The organism is Aliidiomarina soli (genome assembly GCF_003986975.1).
GTDB classification, from domain to species: Bacteria; Pseudomonadota; Gammaproteobacteria; order Enterobacterales; family Alteromonadaceae; genus Aliidiomarina; species Aliidiomarina soli.
Genome location: NZ_PIPO01000002.1, coordinates 61949 through 83058 on the forward strand (window position 1 = coordinate 61949; position 21110 = coordinate 83058).

The following is a 21110-nucleotide window of genomic DNA, read 5'->3' on the forward strand; positions in this document are numbered from 1 at the left end:
TTACACAGGATGTCCACAATCATAACCAAGCAATGGCTCAACCTGGTTTACTGGTGTTGCCGTATCACCACCAGATGACGCTCTGCTTCAAGCTCGGGGACATTCAGCCGTACCTTGGATTCGACGGTAAATTCTGCAGGAACAGCGGTAAGCTCATCTTCATCCAATTGGCCCTTCAGCGCAATAAAGCTTCCCTCCGCAGAAGGTAGATGATGACACCAGCTAAGCATATCTGCAAGTGACGCAAATGCCCGACTTATAACCGAACTAAACCCTTGATCAGGTTCATAATTTTCAACCCGACTGTGGACTGCAGTGACATTTTTCAGGCCCAGCTGATGAACCACCTGGCGAATAAAATTAATCCGTTTTCCTAAGCTATCTACTAAAACAAATTCTTTGTCCGGATTGAGAATCGCCAGGGGTAAACCCGGCAGACCCGGACCAGTGCCTACATCCACGATACGTTCGCCCTGCAGGTAAGGGGAGACCACGACGCTGTCCATAATATGGCGGACCAACATGGCCTCTGGATCGCGTACCGAGGTTAAATTATAAGCCTGATTCCATTTATTTAGCAGTAAAACCAGCTCGACTAACTGACTTTGTTGCGCTTCGCTGACTGCCAATGAGGTCGTCGCCAGCAATTGCTGAAGCTTGTGCGCGAGCTGGGCTGCGTCGGACATTTTCTGTTTCATCCTCGGTATGTGACCTTAGGCGCTTTTTCGCAGCAAGCCTTGTTTCTTTAAATGCACCAGCAGCATCGAAATAGCCGCCGGGGTGATTCCGGAAATACGCGCTGCCTGGCCAACCGTCTGTGGTTTGTGCTCAGCAAGTTTCGCCACCACCTCGTTGGATAAACCAGAAATCGACGAATAATCAAATTCAGTCGGTAATTTGGTGTGTTCATGGCGTAACGCTTTAGCAATTTCATCCTGCTGACGGGTAATGTAGCCTGCATATTTAGTCTGAATTTCAATCTGTTCAGAAGCCTGAGTATCATCCAGCGCAGGCCCTAAACTTTCAATTGAAGTCAGCTGTTGGTAGGTCACTTCAGGTCGACGTAATAGCTCTTCGAGGTTGACCTCTTTGCTAATCGGGCTTTTTAGCATCGGGTTGAGTGCTGGTACTGCAGGATGATCTTTGTGCACCCATGTGCCACGAAAACGTTGCAATTCAGTCTCGATGGTTTCCATTTTGCTGTTAAACCGTGCCCAGCGTGCATCGTCAACCAGACCCAGTTCACGAGCTTTGGCGGTCAAACGACGATCCGCATTGTCTTCACGCAGCAGCAAACGGTATTCAGCACGGGAGGTGAACATACGGTAGGGTTCTTTGGTCCCCAAGGTCGCTAGATCATCAATCAGAACACCGATATAGCCTTCATCGCGGCGTGGGGTCCAGGCCTCTTTCTGCTGGACCTGCAAGGCTGCATTCATACCTGCAATAAGCCCCTGAGCAGCGGCTTCTTCATAGCCTGTGGTGCCGTTAATTTGTCCGGCAAAGAACAGACCATCAATGTATTTTGTTTCCAGGGAGGGTTTCAAATCACGGGGATCGAAAAAGTCGTACTCGATGGCATAGCCAGGTCGTGTGATATGCGCATTTTCAAAGCCTTTGATTGAATGGACCAAAGCGACCTGCACATCAAATGGCAAACTGGTGGATATACCGTTGGGGTAGACCTCTGTGCAGCTTAAACCTTCTGGCTCGACAAAAATCTGATGGCTGTTTTTATCAGCAAAACGCATTACTTTGTCTTCAATCGATGGGCAGTAACGTGGCCCCACCCCTTCTATCACGCCTGAATACATCGGTGAGCGGTCTAGCCCCTGGCGGATCAGGTCATGGGTATTGGCGTTGGTATGGGTGATATAACAACTAATTTGTTTCGGGTGGTCAGCAGCTGCGCCCATAAACGAAAAAATAGGCGTGGGATTGTCGCCGGGCTGTTCTTGCAGCATTGAAAAATCGATGCTATTGGCGTCAATTCGTGGCGGTGTTCCGGTTTTTAGACGATCAACCCGTAACGGCAATTCGCGCAGACGATCTGCCAGGGCAATTGAAGGTGGATCGCCAGCACGTCCACCGCGGTAATTGCTTAAACCAATATGAATTTGTCCACCAAGGAAAGTCCCAACCGTTAGAACAACCGTTTTGGCTTTAAAGGTCAGGCCCATTTGGGTAATGACCCCGGTAACCCGCTGGCCCTGGCCGGTACTTTCAACAATCAGATCATCGCAGGCTTGCTGGAAAATCTTCAAATTAGGCTGATGTTCAAGTGCCTGGCGAATATAGGCTTTGTATAACGCACGGTCTGCCTGGGCTCGGGTAGCGCGGACTGCTGGTCCTTTTGATCCATTTAGGGTTCGAAACTGAATACCAGCATGATCTGCAGCTTTTGCCATGATCCCGCCCATGGCATCGATTTCTTTTACCAAATGACCTTTACCAATACCGCCTATGGCTGGATTGCATGACATCTGACCAAGTGTATCGATGTTATGAGTCAGTAACAGGGTTTGCTGGCCCATACGGGCAGCAGCGAGAGCAGCCTCAGTACCGGCGTGGCCTCCTCCAATTACAATCACATCAAACTGTTCAGTCATAGGTCAGTCACCATGGTTATTCCGAGCATAGATTGCGGATCCGATCATTAGGATCGCAAGGGCGGGTATTTTACATGAATGGGGGTGATGAAGAAATGACTTATATCGCTTAGTTGCAGGTTTTTACAGAGGCTTTGCGTAAATTTGATTAGTGGCGATGAAAGCGAATTGAGCCTTGAGAGAAGGATCTAATATAAAGATCTTTTATTTTAGATCTCTTTATTACTTTTACTATTAGCTAGCGCCTTTTCTGTGGGTAAGCGTCTATTCGTGTTGAGGATCAGGATCTTACGCGATCATGATCCTTGTGCATAAACAGCGATCTTATGCTGGGGTAACCAGTGGTATAAAAGAGCCCTTATCCACAATGGGTTTTATCCCCATAGTTGTCCCTGCTTGTGATCACAGCTTTGATCATGATCTATTCACACCTTTTCAATTATGGGGGTAACTAAGCTTAAAAGCTGTTAGTAAACCATGTTGGTTAAGGTAGAGAGGCCTGCCTGTAAGCGATCCTTGTTGTGGATAAGCACTGTGTTGATCAACTTCCAAGTTTGCTTGCCCAGCTTTGCAGCCAGTTCACCGCACTTTGCTCAGGATCGCTGCTCGTCATCATATCAATATCGAAACGAGGACTTATTAAATGCACACCCAGACCGACTACTACGTGTTCGATGTCTTTACCGGCCTGGCAAAAGGTATCGTAGCTTGAATCACCGACTGACAGTATCGCGCCCTGTACGCCCTTAAGTGAAGGCTGTTGCTGTTGCAATTGGTCGTTTAGATCGAGCATGCTGTCGGCAACTTCGCCGGCGCCATGGGTGGCGACACAGATTAACCAGAATCCGTCATTGGTGGGTAAGTCATTTAGTTGCGGGTTGTCGTGGAAGCGAACGCTGTGGCCGCGTTGTTTTAGTTCCTCGTGAAGCATGTCAGCGAGAAATTCGGTATTTCCTGAGGTAGTACCGACTAAAATATCAATAACCATGCAGATATCCCTTAGATTGATTGTTTTACGCACAGAATTACAGTAGTATTCGCGCTCCAAATTTTATTCATCCTGTTGTAAACAGGCTGTTAATTCAATAGAAAAGTAGGATTTTCATAGTGCCTATCACGCCGCCCTAGAAAACCGCCCATTTCTGAAGGTTTCCATAACCTTCTGTGATCTTTCCTGTTCCGGAGAGCTCATTCTACCTGCATTTCTCGCAGTATTTTACGTTGTGTGATTTTTCACCATTTTTTAACATTTAATGATTATAGTGGCCCCTGCCGTAGCGGGAGCTATGTGATTTTTATCGATCTAAGAAGGAAAACCCATGTTAGCCAATCTTCAGAGGACCTGGTTCTCGAATATTCGTGGTGATGTATTAGCTGGACTTGTTGTCGCTCTGGCGTTGATCCCGGAAGCGATTGCGTTCTCCATTATTGCTGGTGTCCACCCTAAAGTTGGATTATATGCCTCCTTCTGTATCTGTGTGATTATGGCATTTGTCGGTGGGCGGCCTGGGCAGATTTCTGCAGCAACAGCGGCTATGGCGTTGCTTATGGTAACGCTGGTCGATAACCACGGGCTAGAGTACTTGCTGGCCGCAACGGTTTTGACAGGCCTACTGCAAATTGTATTCGGGGTGCTCAAATTAGGCGTGTTAATGCGCTTTGTCTCGCGTTCGGTTGTTACGGGTTTCGTCAATGCACTGGCGATTCTGATTTTTATGGCACAACTGCCAGAGCTTACTAATGTGACCTGGCATGTCTACGCGATGACGGCTGGCGGACTTGCGATTATTTATGGTCTGCCTTATCTCACCAAAGCGATTCCATCGCCGCTGGTATGCATTGTAGTGCTGACTGCGCTGGCAATGTACCTGGGCATGGATATTCGAACCGTGGGCGATATGGGAGAATTGCCTGATACACTTCCCGTGTTCCTGATCCCTCAAATTCCGCTTACCTTAGAAACCTTAATGATTATTTTGCCTTACGCACTACCTTTGGCAGTAGTTGGGTTACTTGAGTCGATGATGACGCAGACCATTGTTGATGACCTAACTGACACTAAAAGTGACCGTAATAAAGAGTGTCGTGGTCAGGGTATCGCTAATGTAGGTGCTGGTTTTATGGGCGGTATGGCTGGTTGCGGGATGATTGGTCAGTCTATTATTAACGTGAAGTCAGGTGGTCGTGGACGTTTATCGTCACTGGTTGCCGGTGTTGCGCTTATTATTTTGGTGGTGTTTCTTGCTGACTGGGTTGCGCTTATTCCTATGGCGGCCTTGGTTGCAGTGATGATCATGGTATCGATTGGTACCTTTAGCTGGGCATCGATAATTGACCTTAAGAAACACCCAATGAGCACCAATATTGTCATGGTCGCCACGGTGGTTGTAGTGGTTTGGAGCCATAACCTGGCCTATGGTGTATTTGTAGGGGTGCTACTTGCTGCAGTGTTCTTTGCTGCCAAAGTTGGCAACTACATGCACGTCGCCTCTAAATTGTCTGAGGACGGCAGAAGTCGCCGTTATGATGTTGCAGGTCAAGTTTTCTTCAGTTCGGCTGAAAAGTTCATCGATTCTTTTGACTTTAAAGAAGCCCTTGATAAGGTTGAGATTAACTTAGATCGAGCGCATTTCTGGGATATTACTTCAGTCTCAGCGCTTGACCGGGTCATTATTAAATTCCGCCGCGAAGGGACCGATGTTGAAGTTATCGGAATGAATAAAGCCACCGAAACGGTCGTAGATAAGTTTGGTGTGGCGAATGATCCCGAAGCCACTGCTAAACTAATGGATGGTCACTAAACTTCGATTATAAAAAGGATAACATTATGAGCACTCACACTATTGCTTGTGTTGACGGCAGCTCGCTGAGCCAAACGGTTTGTGATTACGCAGCCTGGTCTGCCCAGCGTTTGGACAATGCATTGGTTTTACTCAATGTATTAGATGATGTACGTACTCCGACTGATATCGATTTTAGTGGCAACATTGGCGTCGATACCCGACAGAACCTGCTGGTCGAGCTGGCGGAAATTGAAGAAAAGCGCGCTAAACTGGCACGTCGTCAGGGGCTGATGGTACTGGACGCCGCTGAGCGGCACATCAAGGAGTCGTTTACGGCCCTGACTGAAGTGGCGACCCGTCAACGCCATGGCGATCTGGTTGATACCTTGCTTGAGGTGGAAAACGAAACCCGTTTATTGGTTGTCGGCAAGCAGGGTCGCCACGGTGAAGGGGTCGGCCAGCATATCGGCCATCAGGTTGAGCGCGTTATTCGCGCGGTCAGCCGCCCGGTTTGGGTGGTGACTGGTAAGTTTAAAGCGCCTGAGCGTATTTTACTGGCTTATGATGGCAGTGCCACCTCACGCAAGGCGACCGAAATGGTGGCTGACAGCCCACTGTTTAAAGGTATTCCCGTGCATGTGATGATGGTGGGCGTTGAGAACCATGACAATTTGGAAGATTTGAACTGGGCGAAAGAGCGTCTGCAACAGACTGGCTTTACCGTCACTGCGGTCCTTGAGCAGGGCGATGTTGAAAAGACACTGCTTGAGTATGCTGAAGATGAAAAAATGGATGCCATGGTGATGGGGGCTTATGGCCACTCACGAATTCGTGAGTTTTTCGTTGGCAGTCATACCAACCGTTTGTTAACCAGTACTAAGATCCCACTTTTGCTACTGCGTTAGGGCCTGGTTTTACTGAGTGTTAAAGAAACCGCTTGCGACCTGTAAGCGGTTTTTTTTTTGATGTTTTTATGGATTTGGAGCGATAACGGATATATGCAGGCACTGGTAGTCGAAGGTGGCGCGATGCGCGGAATATTTGCGGCGGGGGTTTTAGATTATTTTTTAGAGCAGGATTATAATCCTTTTGATTTTGCTGTCGGCGTATCAGCGGGCGCTACCAATTTGATTGGGTACCTGGCTGGTGACTTAGGTAGAAATCATAAAGTTATTACCACGTATGCGACCAGGCCTGAGTTTATTCGCCCGCGGGCGTTGCTGAGTAAAAGGGACCATATTTGCAATGTTGCCTGGCTTTGGTTTACCTCGTTTGAGGAGGTGCCTTTGTCATTTGATCGCTATCTTGAACGCGGCATTCCGCTGCATGTGGTCAGTACCCAGATTGAAAACGGCGAACCTCATTACACGGTGATCAATGAACAGAATTTGCATCAGGCCTTCCCTGCCAGCTGTGCAATTCCGGTTGTCTTTCGTGAGTTTCCGCAGCTGGATGGCAAAGCAATGACCGATGGTGGTGTCAGCGACTCGATTCCGGTTCGTTATGCTTATGAGAAGGGAGCCCGCGATATCACTGTGGTGCTGTCACGGCCGCTGGGTTATCGAATGCGCCAGTCACGTACCCCCTGGCTGGCAAACTGGTTACTACAACAACATCCGGCGCTGTGTGCAGCAGTGCATTCCCGTCATCAACGCTATAACGATGCGCTGGACTTCATAGCGAACCCACCAGCTGATTGTAAGGTCAGAGTGATAGCCCCTGATACTACGTTTAAGGTGGGTCGTTTTACCCGCGACACACGTAAACTTGATAAAGGCTTTAAGCATGGAACCAGGAAAGCGCAAGCCTACCTTGCTGAGATCTAGCTATAGTTTATAGTAGGTAGTTAGAGTGGGGGCAGATGGTATGCAGTACTACATTCGAATACAACAAAACGGTTGGCGGTCGACCCTATGCTGATGCCTCATAAGCCAAAAGGTAAACGAGCTTTAGTCGTGGAAGGCGGCGCTATGCGTGGCATTTTTGCGGCCGGGGTCCTGGATGCGTTTATTCAGGCTGACTTCTATCCATTTGATTTTGTGATTGGTGTCTCGGCGGGTTCCACCGCCGCATTAAGCTACTTGTCAGGGGATTTCCAACGAACCTACAAGGTCTTCCAAAGCCATGCTACCCGTCCCGAGTTTATTAATTTCCGGCGCGCGTTAACTGGTGGGCACCTGACCGATGTGCGCTGGCTTATTGAAGAATCGGCGAAGGATGAGGTGCTTGATGAGGCGATGTTTTTGCGGCGGGGAATTCCACTCTATGTGGTGTCGACCCGGATTCGGGACGGCAAGCCCTGCTACAGCCAGATAGATCTTGATAACCTGGGTCATGTGTTGCCAGCGACCTGTGCTATTCCCCTTGCCTATCGCGATTACCCCAAAGTGAAAGGGATGGCGATGACCGATGGCGGGTTAAGTGACTCGATCCCCGTGGAGACCGCGTACGCCTGGGGAGCTCGCGATATTACCGTGATCCTGTCGCAAAGCCATGGGTATCGTAAACGACCAGCAAATAAAACCTTTATGAACCTGGTTTTGCGCAAACAACCTGCGCTAGCCAGGGCGACCAAAGACCGTTATCAGCATTACAATCGCTCGCTTGATTTTATTGACGAGCCGCCTGCGGATTGCAATATGCGTATGCTCGCCCCTGGACCTGAATTTAAAGTCGGTCGCCTCTCGCGCAATGGCTTACGCTTACGCAAAGGCTATTTGCATGGTAAACATGTTGGAGAAAAGTTTATTGCGCAGGTAAAGAAAGGAGGGGCTGAGTAATGAATTTGGAGTGCTTATCGGTTAAGGAACAAGGATGATCGAGGGCTTAGTAGCAGCGTTTGATTGGATTCAGCCCTATCTCCCGTGGTTAACCTCGATCAGCGTCATACTTGCTGTAGTGTCTTTGGTGGTCCTGCCGGTGCTGATTATTTATATGCCGAAGGACTACTTTCTTGGTGCTCATCGGCGCCGGCGTCGTGGCTTGTCGTCGTATTGGTTCACTACCGCGCGCAATGCACTGGCACTGGTGCTGATGGTGGCGGGGTTATTGATGCTGGTGTTGCCTGGCCAGGGGTTACTGACGTTGCTGGCGGCGTTGATTATGTCGGATGTGCCGGGCAAATACAGAATGGAACGATGGGTTGTGTTGCAGCCGGGGGTTCTTAGAACCATTAACTGGGTTCGGCGTAGATACAAGAAAGCGCCAATTCTGGCGCCTCCTACGGGTCACAATCGCAAACGACCACCGCGCATTACGCGATAACCTGTGGCCGCTATGCCTAAGAATGAATAGCAAAGTAACTGGCATTGAGCCAGAGATGAACCGCAACCCCTGCGATGTAGCCTAATAAGATGACCGGGGACCATTTCAGGTGACCAAAAAAGGTGTAATGACCCCGTGCTTGTCCCATTAATGCAACTCCCGCTGCGGAGCCGACTGATAACAGGCTGCCACCAATACCCGCGGTAAGCGTGATCAGGAGCCAATGGCCGTGGCTCATGTCGGGCATCATGGTAAGCACCGCAAACATTACCGGAATGTTGTCGATAACGGCACTGAGTAGACCGAGCACTATATTGGCGCCGGTTGCATTCCAGTCCAGATAGAGGAAGTTGGAGAGTACGGCGAGGTAACCCATGTAGCCGAGGCCACCGACACACATCACGACCCCATAAAAGAATAACAAGGTGTCCCACTCGGCCCGCTGAACCCGGCTGAAGACATCAAAAGGCACCACTCCACCAAGCCGTTTCAATGCCTGTTGATCGCCACGTTGCTCGGCCTTTGCCCGTTTACGGGCCAGAGAACCTGGTAACGTCATACGCAGGAAGTAACCAAAGAACTGCAGGTAACCCAGACCCATCATCATGCCCATGACCGGCGGTAAGTTAAGCAAGGTTTTAAAGCAGACCGCTGTCATTACAGTGAAGACAAACAGACAGGCAATACGGATTGCGCCACGTTTCAGCTCGACGTTCTCGATTACACCGCCTGGTTTGGTTTTGGGTACAAAATAGTACATCACACAGGCTGGTACCAGGTAACTGACGGCTGCCGGAATGAAGAGCACAAAGAATTCCTGGAAGTTGATAACGCCGGCCTGCCACACCATTAGCGTGGTAATGTCACCAAATGGACTGAACGCACCGCCCGCATTGGCGGCTAAGACTATATTGACGCAGCTTAAGCCAATGAACTTGCTGTCATGCTCTGCCACTTTCATGACCACCGCGCACATCAGCAAGGCGGTGGTGAGGTTATCGGCGATGGGGGAAAGAAAAAACGACAACAGGCCGGTAATCCAGAACAGTGCAGGGTAACTAAAGCCTTTACGCACCAGCCAGGCACGTAAAGCATCAAATGCGCGACGTTCTTCCAGCGCATTAATGTAGGTCATTGCGACCAGCAAAAAGAGCATTAGCTCGGCAAATTCAAGTAAGGTGTGCTTGAAGGCATCTGCCGTTTCATAAGGCAGACCCGCCTGGACATAGTGCCAGCCAATCAGAGCCCAGATAATACCGGCGGCGACGAGTACAGGTTTCGACTTACGCAGATGCAATTTTTCTTCGCCCATGACCAGTAAATAGGCTAGGGTGAAAACAATTAGGGCGATATAGCCAACACCTGAGGTGGTCAGGTCGAGAGTGCCGCTAGCGGCGAGTACGGGGGCGGGTGCAAGACCAAGCCCAAGGCCGAGGAGGCCAAGTTTGCTTCGTTTCATGCTTTACTCTTCTAATTCAGTGATTAGTTGTGTTTGTTGCTGGCAAAAGATGATTGCTCGGTGAGACAGGTCGGAGGACAACCTGAGACGGGCGGATTCTAGCAGTTGGCTTTAGTTTTTGCGCGTTACTCAACAAATTTTTAGCGTTTTGAAGATGTATTTATAGTATCTGTTAACTTAGAAAAACTTATCATTTAGAAACGCCGCAGTAAGCTATAGTTAGCAGCAGTTATAACAATAAGATATGTTGAGGCGGTTTATGCAAAGCAGTCAGAACCCTGAATCTGAAAGCAATTCCAGCTTACTAAAAACGATCAAAAAACAGGATTTAAGCACGCCTATTTATGGGCTCTTCACTTTTGCTGTTTTATATACGTTGTTTCTGGCCAGTGAAATTTTGCTGCCGATCGTTTTTGCGTTGCTGTTAAGCCTGTTGATGGCACCGGCGGTCGCGACTGCCGGCAAACGCTGGCATATCCCGCGCACCATAAGCGCGTTGGCTTTGATCCTAACCTTTATTGCTGCACTCGCCGGTATTGGTTACGGGGTTTTCGCACCGCTCACACAATGGGCGGAAGATGCGCCCCGGGCGGTTGAGAGGTTATTGCAGGGGCGCAGTGAGGTGCAGCAGGATCTGGAAAAGCTGCAGCGAGCGGCCGAAGATATTCAGGCCGAAGTTGAAGATGAAGTTGAAGAGTCAGACGAACCTCAGGTTATTATTCATGAAAGTGAACTTTGGCAGAACCGGCTTGCGACGCAAGTACAAAGTGGCGTAACGGGGCTCGCGTTAGCGCTGGCGCTAACCTATTTTATTCTGGTCAGCGGTGATGTGTTGGTGCGCAATCTGGCGCAGCAAATGCGTCGCCAGCGACGGCATATCTTTCTTTGCATCGTGCGTTCCGGTCAGGAGCAGATAGCTCGTTACCTGGGGGTGATCACTTCAGTCAATGTCGGCATCGGTGTGGCGATTGGTTTGTTATCCTGGGCCGCTGGTTTGCCCACCCCTGTGCTGTGGGGGCTGGTAGCGGGTTTAGTTCGCTTTATTCCTTACATTGGCGGTATTCTTGGTACGGGTCTGCTATTGGTGGTTTCGGTGGCTACGTTCGAGGAGCTGTGGCAAATTCTCCTGGTTCCAGGGGCCTTCGTGCTTTTGATTACCGTTATCGGGTTCTTTCTTGAGCCTTATATCCACGGTCAGCGTTTAGCGGTTAACCCGATCATCGTTTTTGTCTCTATCTTTTTCTGGGGTTGGCTGTGGGGACCTGTCGGTGTGTTACTCGCAGTACCGGTAATGACCGTTATTATGGTGGTGATATCGCATATTCCGAAGTTAAAGCCGTTGGCGGACGTGTTGCGTAAGTGACGCCCCTCTCTTTTAGTGGGTGCCTGATGTATACTCTTCGCTGTTTTTTTGTCCAGTTAATCTATCAAGCAACGGAGCGCCCTGTATGCGGTTGTTAGCGCACCTTACCCACCACTCTATTGAAAGCCTGGGTAACCAGCAAGATCTGAAAGTGCTAAAACGTGAAGCAGCACGCGGTATTGTTCTGCGTGAGGAAAAAATACTATTGATGTATACATCGCGCTATGACGACTTCAGCTTCCCTGGGGGCGGGTTGGATGCGGGTGAAGATCCTCAGCTAGGGTTGCGCCGTGAACTGCATGAAGAAGCCGGCGCCCATGATATTGATATCATCGCGCCTTTTGGCAAGGTCACGGAACATCAGCCTACCTGGAAGGCGGACTGGGACATGATGTTTCAGACTTCCTACTGGTACCACTGCAAACTCAACCAGCCATTGGTAGCAAACCAGTTGGAACACTACGAAGTTAGCAATGGTATGTCGGTCGAGTGGGTGGCGCTGGATGAAGCGATTCGTCATAACCATCAGGTAATGCAGCGTCGGCCTGACAGTATGGGCATATCTATAGGCCGTGAGACGCTGGTTATGGAACGGGTTGCCAGTGAACTCTTAACTGGTAACGGAGAAAAGCGAGGCCAACCACCAAGAGAACGGGAAGCGTCATTATGATTAAATTGATAACAGTTGTAGTTGCAGGGTGCCTGATGACAGCTTGCGCCCAAATGGGTCAGTTGATTAATTACACCATCAGTGAGGATGAACTGGAGCAGCTGGCGCTGAATGAACTGCAGTCGACTCGCTATCAGGTCGACTTTGCGGGGTTAAGTGCGGCGCTGAATGTGGATGCGCTGGAACTTGATATTGGCCAGGACGGTGATGGCAAAGTCCGGGTTCGCACCCAGTCAACGCTGAATGCGACTGTGTTTGGTCAGCAATACCCGGTTGCTGTTGATTTGAGTATGGCCGGCGCGCCTAGTTACAGCGCTGAACATCACGCAATTTTTATTCGCGATTTGGTACTCGAAGATTCCTCCGTCGAGACAGGGCTTGGCTCGCTTCGTTTAAATGGCTTACACACTGAGATATACCGCTTGCTGCATGATTACCTGGATGAACATCCGGTGTATCGTTTCGATCAGGACGACAGCCGTTATCAGCTATTACAACGGCTGGGGATGGATCTGGTGGTGGAGCCCGGACAACTGCGGATAAAAAGTGCCGGTCGTGAGCAAGCGCAAAGCGACTGAGACGTCGCTTTACGCTGGTTGATTGGCAGTAGTAATTAGTTAGTTACTGGCTTCTTAAGCGTTGGATGAAGGCTTCAGATTCCGCAATCGAGGTTTCCATATTACGGATCAGGGTATCGACATCACTTCTGATCTGAGTAAGTTCGCTTTCCAGCGCGCCAATTGACTGCGCGTTAAGGTTGTGACGCAGATACAACATCTGGTCCTCAAAAGCGCGCAACACTGGGCCCATACGTTCTTCTGTTTGTTGCATACGGCTAATCAGGCTTTCATACTGCTGGCGGGTTTCACCCAGTTGACGTTCACTGGAGGCACGAAGCTGCTGATTGGTATAGCGGTCGAGTTCATCTTCCCATTCATCAAACAGGTCCTCTGCGACATCTTCGACTTCGGCGATGCGTTCACTTACTTCCTTCGCGGCGTCTTCGCTGTCTTCATAGGCTTCACGGACTTCTTCGTATTTTTCCCGGAGGTCACTTTCTGGGGTATCGATAACGCTCTGATAGCGTTCTAAGGCGCTTCGGAAGGTTTCCTGGGCATCCGACTGAGCGTCGCGCGAGTCTTCGACCCGTGATACCAGGATGTCGCGTTTTTCGTAGCCGAATTTCTCCATGGTATCGTAATAGACACTGCTACAGGCGCCGACACTGAGCAAGGCTGCAGCAAGGGCGGCTAACTTAATAACGGTTAAAGAAAATGGGAAAGTTTTCAAATGCATGCGTTTGTCTCACTCTATTATTGCGATAGTTAGTAGTGTAGTTGCTTTTCTAGAAGGTGCGTAAGCGGGCTTGACGGGATCGTCCTGCAGGGCATTTCAGTGCTTAAGTTTGTGATTCGATACTTACAAAATCCGTTACTAAGCACTTACTTTAATAATTCATGGTGTAAGCACTTACTCACTTCGATATTACTGGACTGCGGATTTAGCAGAACAGCTCGGCTTTGTAGACAACTGGTCTAATCAAGTTATAAAATGTGGCTATGAAACTATCAGCAAACAGCAATGTTCGGCAGCATATCCTCGATACGGCCAAGCCAATTATCAGCAGTAAAGGCTTTGTTGCTGTCGGGCTGAATGAAATCCTACTGACCGCCGGTGTTCCCAAAGGGTCGTTTTATCACTATTTCAAGTCGAAAGAAGCCTTTGGTGAAGCCTTGCTGGAAACCTATTTTGCTGATTATTTAGTCCAGCTTGAAACTGTTTTGACCCTGCCGGGTGCCTCTGCAGAACAGCGACTCATGCGATATTGGCAATATTGGATCGATATTGAGGCCGATTGCGACCCTAAAGGCAAATGTCTGGCGGTTAAGCTCGCCGCTGAGGTCAGTGACTTATCAGAAGGCATGCGTAAGGTTCTCGAACAGGGAACCGGAGCTATTATCGCGCGCCTTGCGCAGACCTTGGAGCAAGGCGTTGCGGATGACTCATTGCGGCCCTGGACTGATAGTAGCGAGGCTGCAGCCAGTCTTTATCAGTTATGGATGGGAGCCAGTCTGCGAGCCAAAATAACCCGCGACCGGCAGCCGCTTGAATCAGCCCTGTTGGCTACTAAACGGATGCTGGGCTTAGATTAGAGCTATGACCGTTTTATTAGCTTGATCTTTTACTTCTCTAGACGACTGGTCTAATTTTAAATAAGATGGTGCTCCTGTAGCAGCACTTGCTGCTTCACTTCGATTTAGAAATCCATTTCAGTTTAGAAATAGAAGAGAGCAATGACCTATGAAAATTTTAGTTGTTTTAACGTCTCATGACCGTTTAGGTGACACCGGAGAGAAGACTGGCTTCTGGCTGGAAGAGTTAGCGGCACCTTACTATGTATTTAAAGATGCTGGCGCGGACGTTACTTTGGCATCCCCCGCTGGTGGTCAGCCGCCGCTGGATCCCAAGAGCGACGACGAGTCAGCACAGACAGCTGCTACAGAGCGCTTTCGCCAGGACGACGAGGCGAATAAGCAGTTGGCAGCGACCCTGGCACTGAGTCAGGTTGATGCGGCTGATTTCGATGCTGTGTTCTATCCTGGAGGGCATGGGCCGTTGTGGGATCTTGCGACTGATACAACCTCAATTAATTTACTCGAAGCCTTTGCCCGTGCTGACAAGCCGCTTGCTTTAGTCTGTCACGCACCTGGCGCACTGGTAAAGGTGCGCGACGCTGACGGTCAGCCGTTAGTGGCGGGTCGCCGGGTAACAGGGTTCTCGAACAGTGAAGAAGACGCTGTGGGCCTGACCGAGGTGGTGCCCTTCCTGCTCGAAGATGAGTTCAAACGGTTAGGAGGTCTGTATGAAAAAGGCCCGGACTGGGAGCCTCTGGCGGTGACGGATGGGTATCTGGTGACTGGTCAGAACCCGGCTAGTTCTAAAGCGACGGCTACAGCATTACTCAAACTGCTGTAGTCGGGTACTTTGGTTCGACAAGAACGCTTATTTGCAATCTATTTAGTTAAGGAATTTGATATGCGCAGCGCTATTTATACTGAATTCGGCGAACCTGCTGATGTTCTCAAGCTCGGCGATAGCCCAGTTCCACAGCCAGGCCCGGGCGAAGTCCGGATTAAGACATTGTTGGGTTCGATACACCATCATGATCTGTGGACTATACGCGGCCAATATGGCTATAAACCCGAGCTGCCCGCCATTGGTGGCAGCGAGGCTGTCGGCGTCATCGATGCCCTTGGCGAAGGTGTGGACGGTCTGTCGGTCGGGCAACGGGTTGCTGTCGCCAGCGCACACGGCACCTGGGCTGAGTATTTCACCGCACCGGCGCGAATGACAATTCCGATGCCTGATGAGATCAAAGATGAAACCGCGGCGCAGTTGATTGCAATGCCATTGAGTGCGTTGATGCTGCTAGAGTTCTTGCAGGTCGAAGCTGGCCAATGGGTGGTGCAAAACACGGCAAACGGTGCAGTTGGGAAGACCCTGGCGATGCTGGCAGCTGCCCGTGGTGTGCATACCATCAATCTGGTACGCCGTGATGCAGGTGTCGATGAATTGGCTGAGCTGGGTATTACCAATGCGGTTTCTACCGCGCAGGCAGATTGGCAGGAGCAGGTGCGGGCTTTGGTCGGTGACAACTCTATTAGCGCTGCCGTTGACTCTATTGGAGGCAAAGCGAGCGGAGACTTGATGACGCTACTTGGTGAAGGCGGCACCCTGGTTTCCTTTGGCTCAATGACTGGTGAGCCGATGAGCATTGGCTCCGGTGACGTGATCTTCAAACAAGCCACAGTGAAAGGGTTTTGGGGCAGTAAGGTTAGTCAGGAGATGAGTTCAGAGAATAAACAACGGCTGGTTGGAGAGCTTCTAAAGCGGACCCTGAGTGGGGAGCTGAAACTGTCTGTTGATAGCATTTATAACCTGGACGACGCAGCAGAGGCTGCCCGCGCTACCCTTGAGCCGGGCCGCAAAGGCAAAGTCCTGCTCAAACCCTGAGTCGGCATCTGGCTACCATTGTGATGATCCAATGGTAGCTTTTTATTTCCCGATGCAGAACGACCCAAAAATTTTACCTAGCAGGTCGTCGCTGGTGAATTCACCGGTGATTTCATTTAAATGCTGTTGGGTAAGGCGTAGTTCTTCGGCGAGAATTTCGCCCGCCATGTTCAGTTCCAGCTGTTCCTTGCCTGATAGCAGATGATTTCGGGCCATTTCCAGTGCGGTCAGATGACGGCGGCGGGCCATAAAGCCCCCTTCCATGTTGTCATTGAAGCCCATGCATTCTTTCAGATGAGAGCGCAGAAGTTCGATACCAAGGCCCGTTTTAGCGGACAGGTTCAACACCGGCACGCTTTGCTGATTGTGACCTTGGTGGTGTTGAATAGTAGCTGGCTCATCGCTTAAATCCGCTTTGTTACGGATCACACTGTAGGGGATATGCTCAGGCAGCCGCTGAAAGAATTCCGGCCAGATATCCATTGGGTCATTCGCGGATGTTTCACTGCTGTCGACCATAAATAGCACACGGTCGGCTTGCTCGATTTCCTGCCATGCCCGTTCAATACCTATTTTCTCAACTTTATCCGGGCTTTCCCGCAGGCCTGCGGTATCTATGATATGCAGTGGCATACCATCAATTTGAATGTGTTCGCGAAGGACATCGCGGGTGGTTCCTGCGATGTCGGTCACGATCGCTGACTCACGGCCGGCTAATGCGTTGAGCAAACTGGATTTACCGGCGTTCGGCCGACCAGCGATAACAACCCGCATGCCTTCGCGTAATAAAGACCCCTGGCGGGCTTCGCGTTCGACAGCCTGAAGATTATCAATAATGCGGTTGAGATCGTTCGCCACTTTGCCATCACTAAGAAAATCAATTTCCTCGTCGGGAAAATCAATTGAGGCTTCGACATACATACGTAATTGAATAACCGCATCCACCAGTACGTCAATCCGGTGCGAGAACTCCCCCTGCAGGCTTTGTAAGGCCATCCGTGCGGCCTGCTCTGAGGTGGTGTCGATTAAATCCGCAATCGCTTCAGCCTGAGCAAGGTCGAGCTTGTCGTTGATAAAGGCCCGTTCACTGAATTCCCCTGGTCGCGCCATGCGCAGGCTGGGTAACGTCAGGATCTCCCTAATCAGCATATCGATGACGACGGGGCCACCGTGACCTTGCAGTTCCAGTACATCTTCACCAGTGAATGAATTCGGCCCTTTAAAGAACAGGGCGATGCCCTGATCCAGCACCTGGCCTTTGCCATCGCTGAATGGCGTGTACTCCGCATAGCGGGGTTTAGGGCAGTGTCCCAGCAGGTGGTGAGCAACCAGCTCAGCCTGTGGCCCTGAGACACGGACAATGCCCACGCCCCCTTTGCCGGGAGGAGTTGCTTGCGCGACGATGCTGTCGTTGGAAAATTGCTCAGCCTGCGGTCTGCTCATGAGGGCACCAGATTAAAAATTAAGAGCTGTATTATCGGGAAAAAGCAGCAATGCGTCCATCGAAGCTTAGTCGTCGTTTTTGACATTGGTTCGCTCGAGCAGAACCCGGTACCGACCATTGTTGCTGTCCATTCGAATCAGGTAGTGCAAGCCATGGTCGTTGTTGTTAACCAGCTCTAATGCCTGACGCAGGTGGTCGGGGTTTTGCAGGCCGGCTTCGGTGTCGCTTTCGTTTGTCTGACGGCGGTCACTGATGTCTACCCGGCACAGGGTCGTGCGACATTCGATATCGTTAAGTTGGTAGTGTTTTAAAGCCGGGTCATCAGCAAAGAGCTCGACGATACGTTCACGGGTATGATACGCCCAGTCAGGGTCTACGGACTGAATATCGAAACGCTGTTGGTGAGAGTCAAAATCATCCAGCATTGAGGTATCTACGGTCGCTGGTTGTTGTGGCTGGTCTCTGTCTGGGACTTGTCCTGTGGATTCAGTAGCATCAGACACTCCGCTGTCAGCTGCATCTTCCAGCCGGGTGAGCTGTTGCTGTAGGGAGGATAGTTGATCCAGCAGAGTTGTTTCAAGGGTCTCTAATTGCTCCATCAACGCCTGGTGTTGCGCCTGGTAGTCGTCTTCCCGGGTAGCGTTGAGGTTTGTCTGCTGGTCAGTATCTGAAGTTGTTTCATTGCCCTCATAACGTTCTACGTAGAGCAGGGTCAGGAGTACAGCAATAACAATCAGATAGAGTAAATGAAACACTGAACGGGTGCGGCGCATACTGAATTACCTCTGGTAAATGGACGGTTGTTTCGCACTTCTAGCCTAGCAAAAAAATAGCCCGGCAGGTGCCGGGCTATTTAAGGTTAGCTGTCCAGGGGACGCTTACGCTTTATTTTTCTGGCCTTTGAAGCCTTTCTTCTCAATCTGTCGATAAATCCAGAGCATCTGCGAAATTGAGACCAAGTTACTGGTAAGCCAGTACAGAACCAGACCAGATGGGAAGAATAAGAAGAACACAGTGAACAGTACAGGCATCAGCTGCATGATCTTCTTCTGCATCGGGTCGGTAACCGGGCTTGGCTGTAACCGCTGCATCAGGAACATTGAGCCACCCATCAGCAATGGCAGAATGAAGAACGGGTCACGGCTGGACAAGTCAGTAATCCAGAGCACAAAGTCAGCATGACGGAATTCGGCAGACTCTAACAAGACCCAGTACAGGGTTAAGAAAATAGGCAGTTGCAGCAGCATCGGTAAACAGCCACCGAGCGGATTCACTTTTTCTTCCTGATAGAGCTTCATCATGGCCTGACCAAGCTTCTGCCGGTCTTCACCATGCTTCTCTTTAAGCGCCTTCATTTTCGGAGCGACCATGCGCATTTTTGCCATGGAGGTGTATTGCGCTTTGGTCAGTGGGTACAGAATCATCTTAACAATGAGCGTCACCAGGATAATTACCACACCCCAGTTGGCGAAAATGCCGTAGATAAACTGCATCAGGCTGAACAGAGGAATTGCCAGCCACCACATGAAACCGTAATCAACGGTTAAATTGAGGTTCTCTGCCAGCTCACCAAGGCGGTCCTGATCTTTAGGTCCAAGGAACAGGCTCGCCTCAACCTGGCCGCGTGACCCCGGCTCTACCTGAATGGTCTGGCTGGTAAATCCGATAACTGCTTCGTTGTTTGGTGCAGCCATGGTGTAGATAACGTTCTGGCCAACCTGGTTTGGTACCCAGGCGCTGACGAAATAGTGTTCTAGCATCGCAACCCAACCACCCGTGGTGGTCTGATTCAGGTTACGGTCTTCGATTTTATCAAAGCTGTACTTATCATAACGCGTGTCCTGGGTTGAAAATGCAGCACCGCGGTACGTTGGCATAAACATACTGCCCGAGTCGCTGACCATGCTTTGGCGTAACTGGCCATATAGAGCGACGCGTTTGGCACTGTCACCGTTATTAGCGATGTCATAGCGAACATCCACGGCGTAATCACCGCGGCGGAACACGTATGTTTTAGTGAACTCAGTTCCGTCGTCACTCACGTAGGTCAAAGGCACTTCTAAAACATCGCCTGAGTCCAGCGAAAAATCGTTGCGCTCAACGCTGAAAGTCGGGCGCGGCTCGTTTGGCGAATCTGTGCCGTCACGGCCGACCAGGCCACTTTGCGCGATGTATATATGGTTGGTGCGGCGATGCATGATATTAAAACGCTCGGCCTCACCTTGACGCTCAGCAAACTCAAGCAAGTACGCGTTAACTAAATCACCGCCAAGGAGGTCAATTTCGACATCCAATACGTCAGTGCGCACGCGAATGGTATCACCAGATTCTGCATCCGTACTCAGAGGCATGTCCGCAGAGGTTGAGTCTGGCTGATCGTCGGCAGTGCCTGGCACCAGGTTGCTCGACTCGTCGTTACCAACAGTAGGTAAAACATTGGTAGGTTCAGGTTTACTAGCGGCATCAACTCCCGGAGTGGACGCTGCGTCTCTGGTTTGCCATTGCTGGAACATAAAGAAACTAAGGACCAGCAAAGCAATAATGAGTAGGGAACGTTGCGAATTCATAGTGTTACTTTGTCTCTTTTTGCCTTTGTTGCGTTTCCGCTTCAAGTTGAGAGCCTGGCACTGGGTCAATGCCACCGGGGTTTCCCGGATGACATTTAACAATGCGCTTAGCAGCGAGTGCGCTGCCTTTGAGCACGCCATGGATGCGAATTGCTTCGATGGCGTAATGTGAACACGTAGGGTAAAAACGGCAGCGCGGCCCCAGAATCGGGCTAATAACAAGCTGATAGACGCGAATTAACGCGATTGGTATTGCTTGCAGCGCTTGCTTAATTTTCGCCATAGGTAATTCATCAAGTCATGCAATGCCTGATTATCCAAATTGGTGATACCAGGTTTTGCGATGACGATAATATCAAACCCTGACAGATTGTGCTGCTGTAACCGATAGCTTTCACGCATAATTCTTTTTATGCGGTTACGTTCTACCGCCAGACGCGCTCGTTTTTTACTGACTGTAATGCCCAGCCGAGGGTGCGAAAGGGAGTTTGGTTTGGCAAGAACGGTTACTTCTTTAGTAACAGCTTTAACTGGAGGGTTATCAAATACGAATTGAAAATCCGCGGGAGTTAACAGACGTAACTCCCGCGGATATGTATTCTGAGTCACTCAGGTAGCCTGAGTAAAAAAGTACTGAGCATTAAGCGCTCAGTACTTTACGACCTTTGGCGCGGCGACGTGCTAAAACCTGACGACCATTCTTGGTAGCCATACGAGCACGGAAACCGTGAGTGCGCTTGCGCTTTAAAACGCTTGGTTGAAATGTTCTTTTCATAACAATACTTCCGTACGTGAACGTGTCTTAAAATTTGAGCGCGAATTCTACAAAAATAAAGGATCTGTGTCAACGTAAAGTGATCACTAATTGCTGTGGATAACTTGCCTTTTTACTAGTAAATGACTGGCGTGTGGCCGCCTAATTCCGTATTATGGTGGC

At 50.0% G+C, this 21110-nt stretch carries 22 protein-coding genes; 11 read left to right on the plus strand and 11 right to left on the minus strand.

The window, feature by feature from the left end:
- Positions 1 to 47: 47 nt before the first annotated feature.
- The 3 genes from rsmG to CWE14_RS04040 all read right to left on the minus strand — a co-directional run bounded on the left by rsmG (position 48) and on the right by CWE14_RS04040 (position 3597).
- Positions 48 to 686: a 16S rRNA (guanine(527)-N(7))-methyltransferase RsmG gene (rsmG, locus tag CWE14_RS04030; RefSeq protein WP_126798217.1), complete on the minus strand. Its 639-nt coding sequence runs from the start codon at positions 684 to 686 to the stop codon at positions 48 to 50.
- Between the two features lie 27 nt (positions 687 to 713).
- Positions 714 to 2609 carry a tRNA uridine-5-carboxymethylaminomethyl(34) synthesis enzyme MnmG gene (gene mnmG / locus CWE14_RS04035; protein ID WP_126798218.1) on the minus strand — a complete coding sequence of 632 codons (1896 nt, stop codon included), beginning with the start codon at positions 2607 to 2609 and terminating at the stop codon, positions 714 to 716.
- 541 nt (positions 2610 to 3150) lie between these two features.
- Positions 3151 to 3597 (minus strand): flavodoxin domain-containing protein, encoded by a 447-nt coding sequence (locus CWE14_RS04040; RefSeq protein WP_126798219.1) that lies wholly within the window; start codon positions 3595 to 3597, stop codon positions 3151 to 3153.
- Positions 3598 to 3928: 331 nt separating this feature from the next.
- Between CWE14_RS04040 and CWE14_RS04045 the strand changes: the two genes are divergently transcribed.
- The 5 genes from CWE14_RS04045 (at position 3929) to CWE14_RS04065 (ending at position 8656) form a co-directional block, all read left to right on the plus strand.
- Positions 3929 to 5410 (plus strand): SulP family inorganic anion transporter, encoded by a 1482-nt coding sequence (locus CWE14_RS04045; RefSeq protein WP_126798220.1) that lies wholly within the window; start codon positions 3929 to 3931, stop codon positions 5408 to 5410.
- A 26-nt stretch (positions 5411 to 5436) separates the two neighbouring features.
- Positions 5437 to 6297, plus strand: coding sequence for a universal stress protein (locus tag CWE14_RS04050; RefSeq protein ID WP_126798221.1), 861 nt, complete (start codon positions 5437 to 5439; stop codon positions 6295 to 6297).
- A 60-nt stretch (positions 6298 to 6357) separates the two neighbouring features.
- Positions 6358 to 7218, plus strand: coding sequence for a patatin-like phospholipase family protein (locus CWE14_RS04055; RefSeq protein WP_241972317.1), 861 nt, complete (start codon positions 6358 to 6360; stop codon positions 7216 to 7218).
- Between the two features lie 87 nt (positions 7219 to 7305).
- Complete coding sequence (locus tag CWE14_RS04060; protein WP_241972318.1) at positions 7306 to 8172, plus strand: patatin-like phospholipase family protein; 867 nt, start codon at positions 7306 to 7308, stop codon at positions 8170 to 8172.
- A gap of 34 nt (positions 8173 to 8206) precedes the next feature.
- Positions 8207 to 8656, plus strand: coding sequence for a hypothetical protein (locus tag CWE14_RS04065; protein ID WP_126798222.1), 450 nt, complete (start codon positions 8207 to 8209; stop codon positions 8654 to 8656).
- A 16-nt stretch (positions 8657 to 8672) separates the two neighbouring features.
- Here CWE14_RS04065 and nhaD read toward each other — a convergent pair whose 3' ends face one another.
- Positions 8673 to 10115, minus strand: coding sequence for a sodium:proton antiporter NhaD (nhaD, locus tag CWE14_RS04070; RefSeq protein ID WP_126798223.1), 1443 nt, complete (start codon positions 10113 to 10115; stop codon positions 8673 to 8675).
- A gap of 259 nt (positions 10116 to 10374) precedes the next feature.
- On the opposite strand from nhaD, the gene CWE14_RS04075 reads away from it, so the two are divergent.
- The 3 genes from CWE14_RS04075 to CWE14_RS04085 all read left to right on the plus strand — a co-directional run bounded on the left by CWE14_RS04075 (position 10375) and on the right by CWE14_RS04085 (position 12726).
- Entirely contained in the window at positions 10375 to 11478 is a 1104-nt protein-coding gene (locus CWE14_RS04075; RefSeq protein WP_126798224.1) for an AI-2E family transporter, read from the plus strand.
- 85 nt (positions 11479 to 11563) lie between these two features.
- The gene (locus tag CWE14_RS04080) at positions 11564 to 12148 is read left to right on the plus strand and encodes an NUDIX hydrolase (protein WP_126798225.1); all 585 of its coding nucleotides are present in this window, start codon (positions 11564 to 11566) and stop codon (positions 12146 to 12148) included.
- 35 nt (positions 12149 to 12183) lie between these two features.
- Complete coding sequence (locus CWE14_RS04085; RefSeq protein WP_157981775.1) at positions 12184 to 12726, plus strand: YceB family lipoprotein; 543 nt, start codon at positions 12184 to 12186, stop codon at positions 12724 to 12726.
- A gap of 43 nt (positions 12727 to 12769) precedes the next feature.
- Here CWE14_RS04085 and CWE14_RS04090 read toward each other — a convergent pair whose 3' ends face one another.
- Positions 12770 to 13444 carry a DUF2959 domain-containing protein gene (locus CWE14_RS04090; protein ID WP_126798227.1) on the minus strand — a complete coding sequence of 225 codons (675 nt, stop codon included), beginning with the start codon at positions 13442 to 13444 and terminating at the stop codon, positions 12770 to 12772.
- Positions 13445 to 13707: 263 nt separating this feature from the next.
- Between CWE14_RS04090 and CWE14_RS04095 the strand changes: the two genes are divergently transcribed.
- The 3 genes from CWE14_RS04095 (at position 13708) to CWE14_RS04105 (ending at position 16162) form a co-directional block, all read left to right on the plus strand.
- Positions 13708 to 14301: a TetR/AcrR family transcriptional regulator gene (locus CWE14_RS04095; protein WP_126798228.1), complete on the plus strand. Its 594-nt coding sequence runs from the start codon at positions 13708 to 13710 to the stop codon at positions 14299 to 14301.
- 148 nt (positions 14302 to 14449) lie between these two features.
- Positions 14450 to 15124: a type 1 glutamine amidotransferase domain-containing protein gene (locus CWE14_RS04100; RefSeq protein WP_126798229.1), complete on the plus strand. Its 675-nt coding sequence runs from the start codon at positions 14450 to 14452 to the stop codon at positions 15122 to 15124.
- A gap of 60 nt (positions 15125 to 15184) precedes the next feature.
- Entirely contained in the window at positions 15185 to 16162 is a 978-nt protein-coding gene (locus CWE14_RS04105; RefSeq protein ID WP_126798230.1) for a zinc-binding dehydrogenase, read from the plus strand.
- A gap of 42 nt (positions 16163 to 16204) precedes the next feature.
- On the opposite strand, the gene mnmE is transcribed toward CWE14_RS04105, so the two are convergent.
- The 6 genes from mnmE to rpmH form a co-directional block, all read right to left on the minus strand.
- Positions 16205 to 17605 (minus strand): tRNA uridine-5-carboxymethylaminomethyl(34) synthesis GTPase MnmE, encoded by a 1401-nt coding sequence (gene mnmE / locus CWE14_RS04110; protein WP_126798231.1) that lies wholly within the window; start codon positions 17603 to 17605, stop codon positions 16205 to 16207.
- Between the two features lie 66 nt (positions 17606 to 17671).
- Entirely contained in the window at positions 17672 to 18379 is a 708-nt protein-coding gene (locus CWE14_RS04115) for a hypothetical protein (RefSeq protein ID WP_126798232.1), read from the minus strand.
- A 105-nt stretch (positions 18380 to 18484) separates the two neighbouring features.
- A complete protein-coding gene (yidC, locus tag CWE14_RS04120; RefSeq protein WP_126798233.1) occupies positions 18485 to 20173 on the minus strand; it encodes a membrane protein insertase YidC in 1689 nt (562 codons plus the stop codon).
- A 4-nt stretch (positions 20174 to 20177) separates the two neighbouring features.
- Positions 20178 to 20456 carry a membrane protein insertion efficiency factor YidD gene (yidD, locus tag CWE14_RS04125; protein ID WP_126798234.1) on the minus strand — a complete coding sequence of 93 codons (279 nt, stop codon included), beginning with the start codon at positions 20454 to 20456 and terminating at the stop codon, positions 20178 to 20180.
- The gene (gene rnpA / locus CWE14_RS04130) at positions 20411 to 20782 is read right to left on the minus strand and encodes a ribonuclease P protein component (RefSeq protein WP_126788873.1); all 372 of its coding nucleotides are present in this window, start codon (positions 20780 to 20782) and stop codon (positions 20411 to 20413) included. Before rnpA ends, yidD begins: the two co-directional genes overlap by 46 nt.
- A gap of 31 nt (positions 20783 to 20813) precedes the next feature.
- Positions 20814 to 20948 carry a 50S ribosomal protein L34 gene (rpmH, locus tag CWE14_RS04135; protein ID WP_055439485.1) on the minus strand — a complete coding sequence of 45 codons (135 nt, stop codon included), beginning with the start codon at positions 20946 to 20948 and terminating at the stop codon, positions 20814 to 20816.
- Between the last annotated feature and the right edge of the window lie 162 nt (positions 20949 to 21110).

Excerpts from the sequence above, each read along its gene's own strand:
- CWE14_RS04075 (WP_126798224.1), top strand. The coding sequence starts at position 10,375 with ATGCAAAGCAGTCAGAACCCTGAATCTGAAAGCAATTCCAGCTTACTA.
- CWE14_RS04040 (WP_126798219.1), bottom strand. The coding sequence starts at position 3,597 with ATGGTTATTGATATTTTAGTCGGTACTACCTCAGGAAATACCGAATTT.
- yidC (WP_126798233.1), bottom strand. The coding sequence starts at position 20,173 with ATGAATTCGCAACGTTCCCTACTCATTATTGCTTTGCTGGTCCTTAGT.
- CWE14_RS04065 (WP_126798222.1), top strand. The coding sequence starts at position 8,207 with ATGATCGAGGGCTTAGTAGCAGCGTTTGATTGGATTCAGCCCTATCTC.
- CWE14_RS04060 (WP_241972318.1), top strand. The coding sequence starts at position 7,306 with ATGCTGATGCCTCATAAGCCAAAAGGTAAACGAGCTTTAGTCGTGGAA.
- CWE14_RS04080 (WP_126798225.1), top strand. The coding sequence starts at position 11,564 with ATGCGGTTGTTAGCGCACCTTACCCACCACTCTATTGAAAGCCTGGGT.
- CWE14_RS04055 (WP_241972317.1), top strand. The coding sequence starts at position 6,358 with ATGTTTTTATGGATTTGGAGCGATAACGGATATATGCAGGCACTGGTA.
- nhaD (WP_126798223.1), bottom strand. The coding sequence starts at position 10,115 with ATGAAACGAAGCAAACTTGGCCTCCTCGGCCTTGGGCTTGGTCTTGCA.
- CWE14_RS04085 (WP_157981775.1), top strand. The coding sequence starts at position 12,184 with ATGACAGCTTGCGCCCAAATGGGTCAGTTGATTAATTACACCATCAGT.
- CWE14_RS04045 (WP_126798220.1), top strand. The coding sequence starts at position 3,929 with ATGTTAGCCAATCTTCAGAGGACCTGGTTCTCGAATATTCGTGGTGAT.
- CWE14_RS04100 (WP_126798229.1), top strand. The coding sequence starts at position 14,450 with ATGAAAATTTTAGTTGTTTTAACGTCTCATGACCGTTTAGGTGACACC.
- yidD (WP_126798234.1), bottom strand. The coding sequence starts at position 20,456 with ATGGCGAAAATTAAGCAAGCGCTGCAAGCAATACCAATCGCGTTAATT.
- rsmG (WP_126798217.1), bottom strand. The coding sequence starts at position 686 with ATGTCCGACGCAGCCCAGCTCGCGCACAAGCTTCAGCAATTGCTGGCG.
- rpmH (WP_055439485.1), bottom strand. The coding sequence starts at position 20,948 with ATGAAAAGAACATTTCAACCAAGCGTTTTAAAGCGCAAGCGCACTCAC.
- CWE14_RS04105 (WP_126798230.1), top strand. The coding sequence starts at position 15,185 with ATGCGCAGCGCTATTTATACTGAATTCGGCGAACCTGCTGATGTTCTC.
- mnmE (WP_126798231.1), bottom strand. The coding sequence starts at position 17,605 with ATGAGCAGACCGCAGGCTGAGCAATTTTCCAACGACAGCATCGTCGCG.
- CWE14_RS04090 (WP_126798227.1), bottom strand. The coding sequence starts at position 13,444 with ATGCATTTGAAAACTTTCCCATTTTCTTTAACCGTTATTAAGTTAGCC.
- CWE14_RS04095 (WP_126798228.1), top strand. The coding sequence starts at position 13,708 with ATGAAACTATCAGCAAACAGCAATGTTCGGCAGCATATCCTCGATACG.
- CWE14_RS04050 (WP_126798221.1), top strand. The coding sequence starts at position 5,437 with ATGAGCACTCACACTATTGCTTGTGTTGACGGCAGCTCGCTGAGCCAA.
- mnmG (WP_126798218.1), bottom strand. The coding sequence starts at position 2,609 with ATGACTGAACAGTTTGATGTGATTGTAATTGGAGGAGGCCACGCCGGT.
- CWE14_RS04115 (WP_126798232.1), bottom strand. The coding sequence starts at position 18,379 with ATGCGCCGCACCCGTTCAGTGTTTCATTTACTCTATCTGATTGTTATT.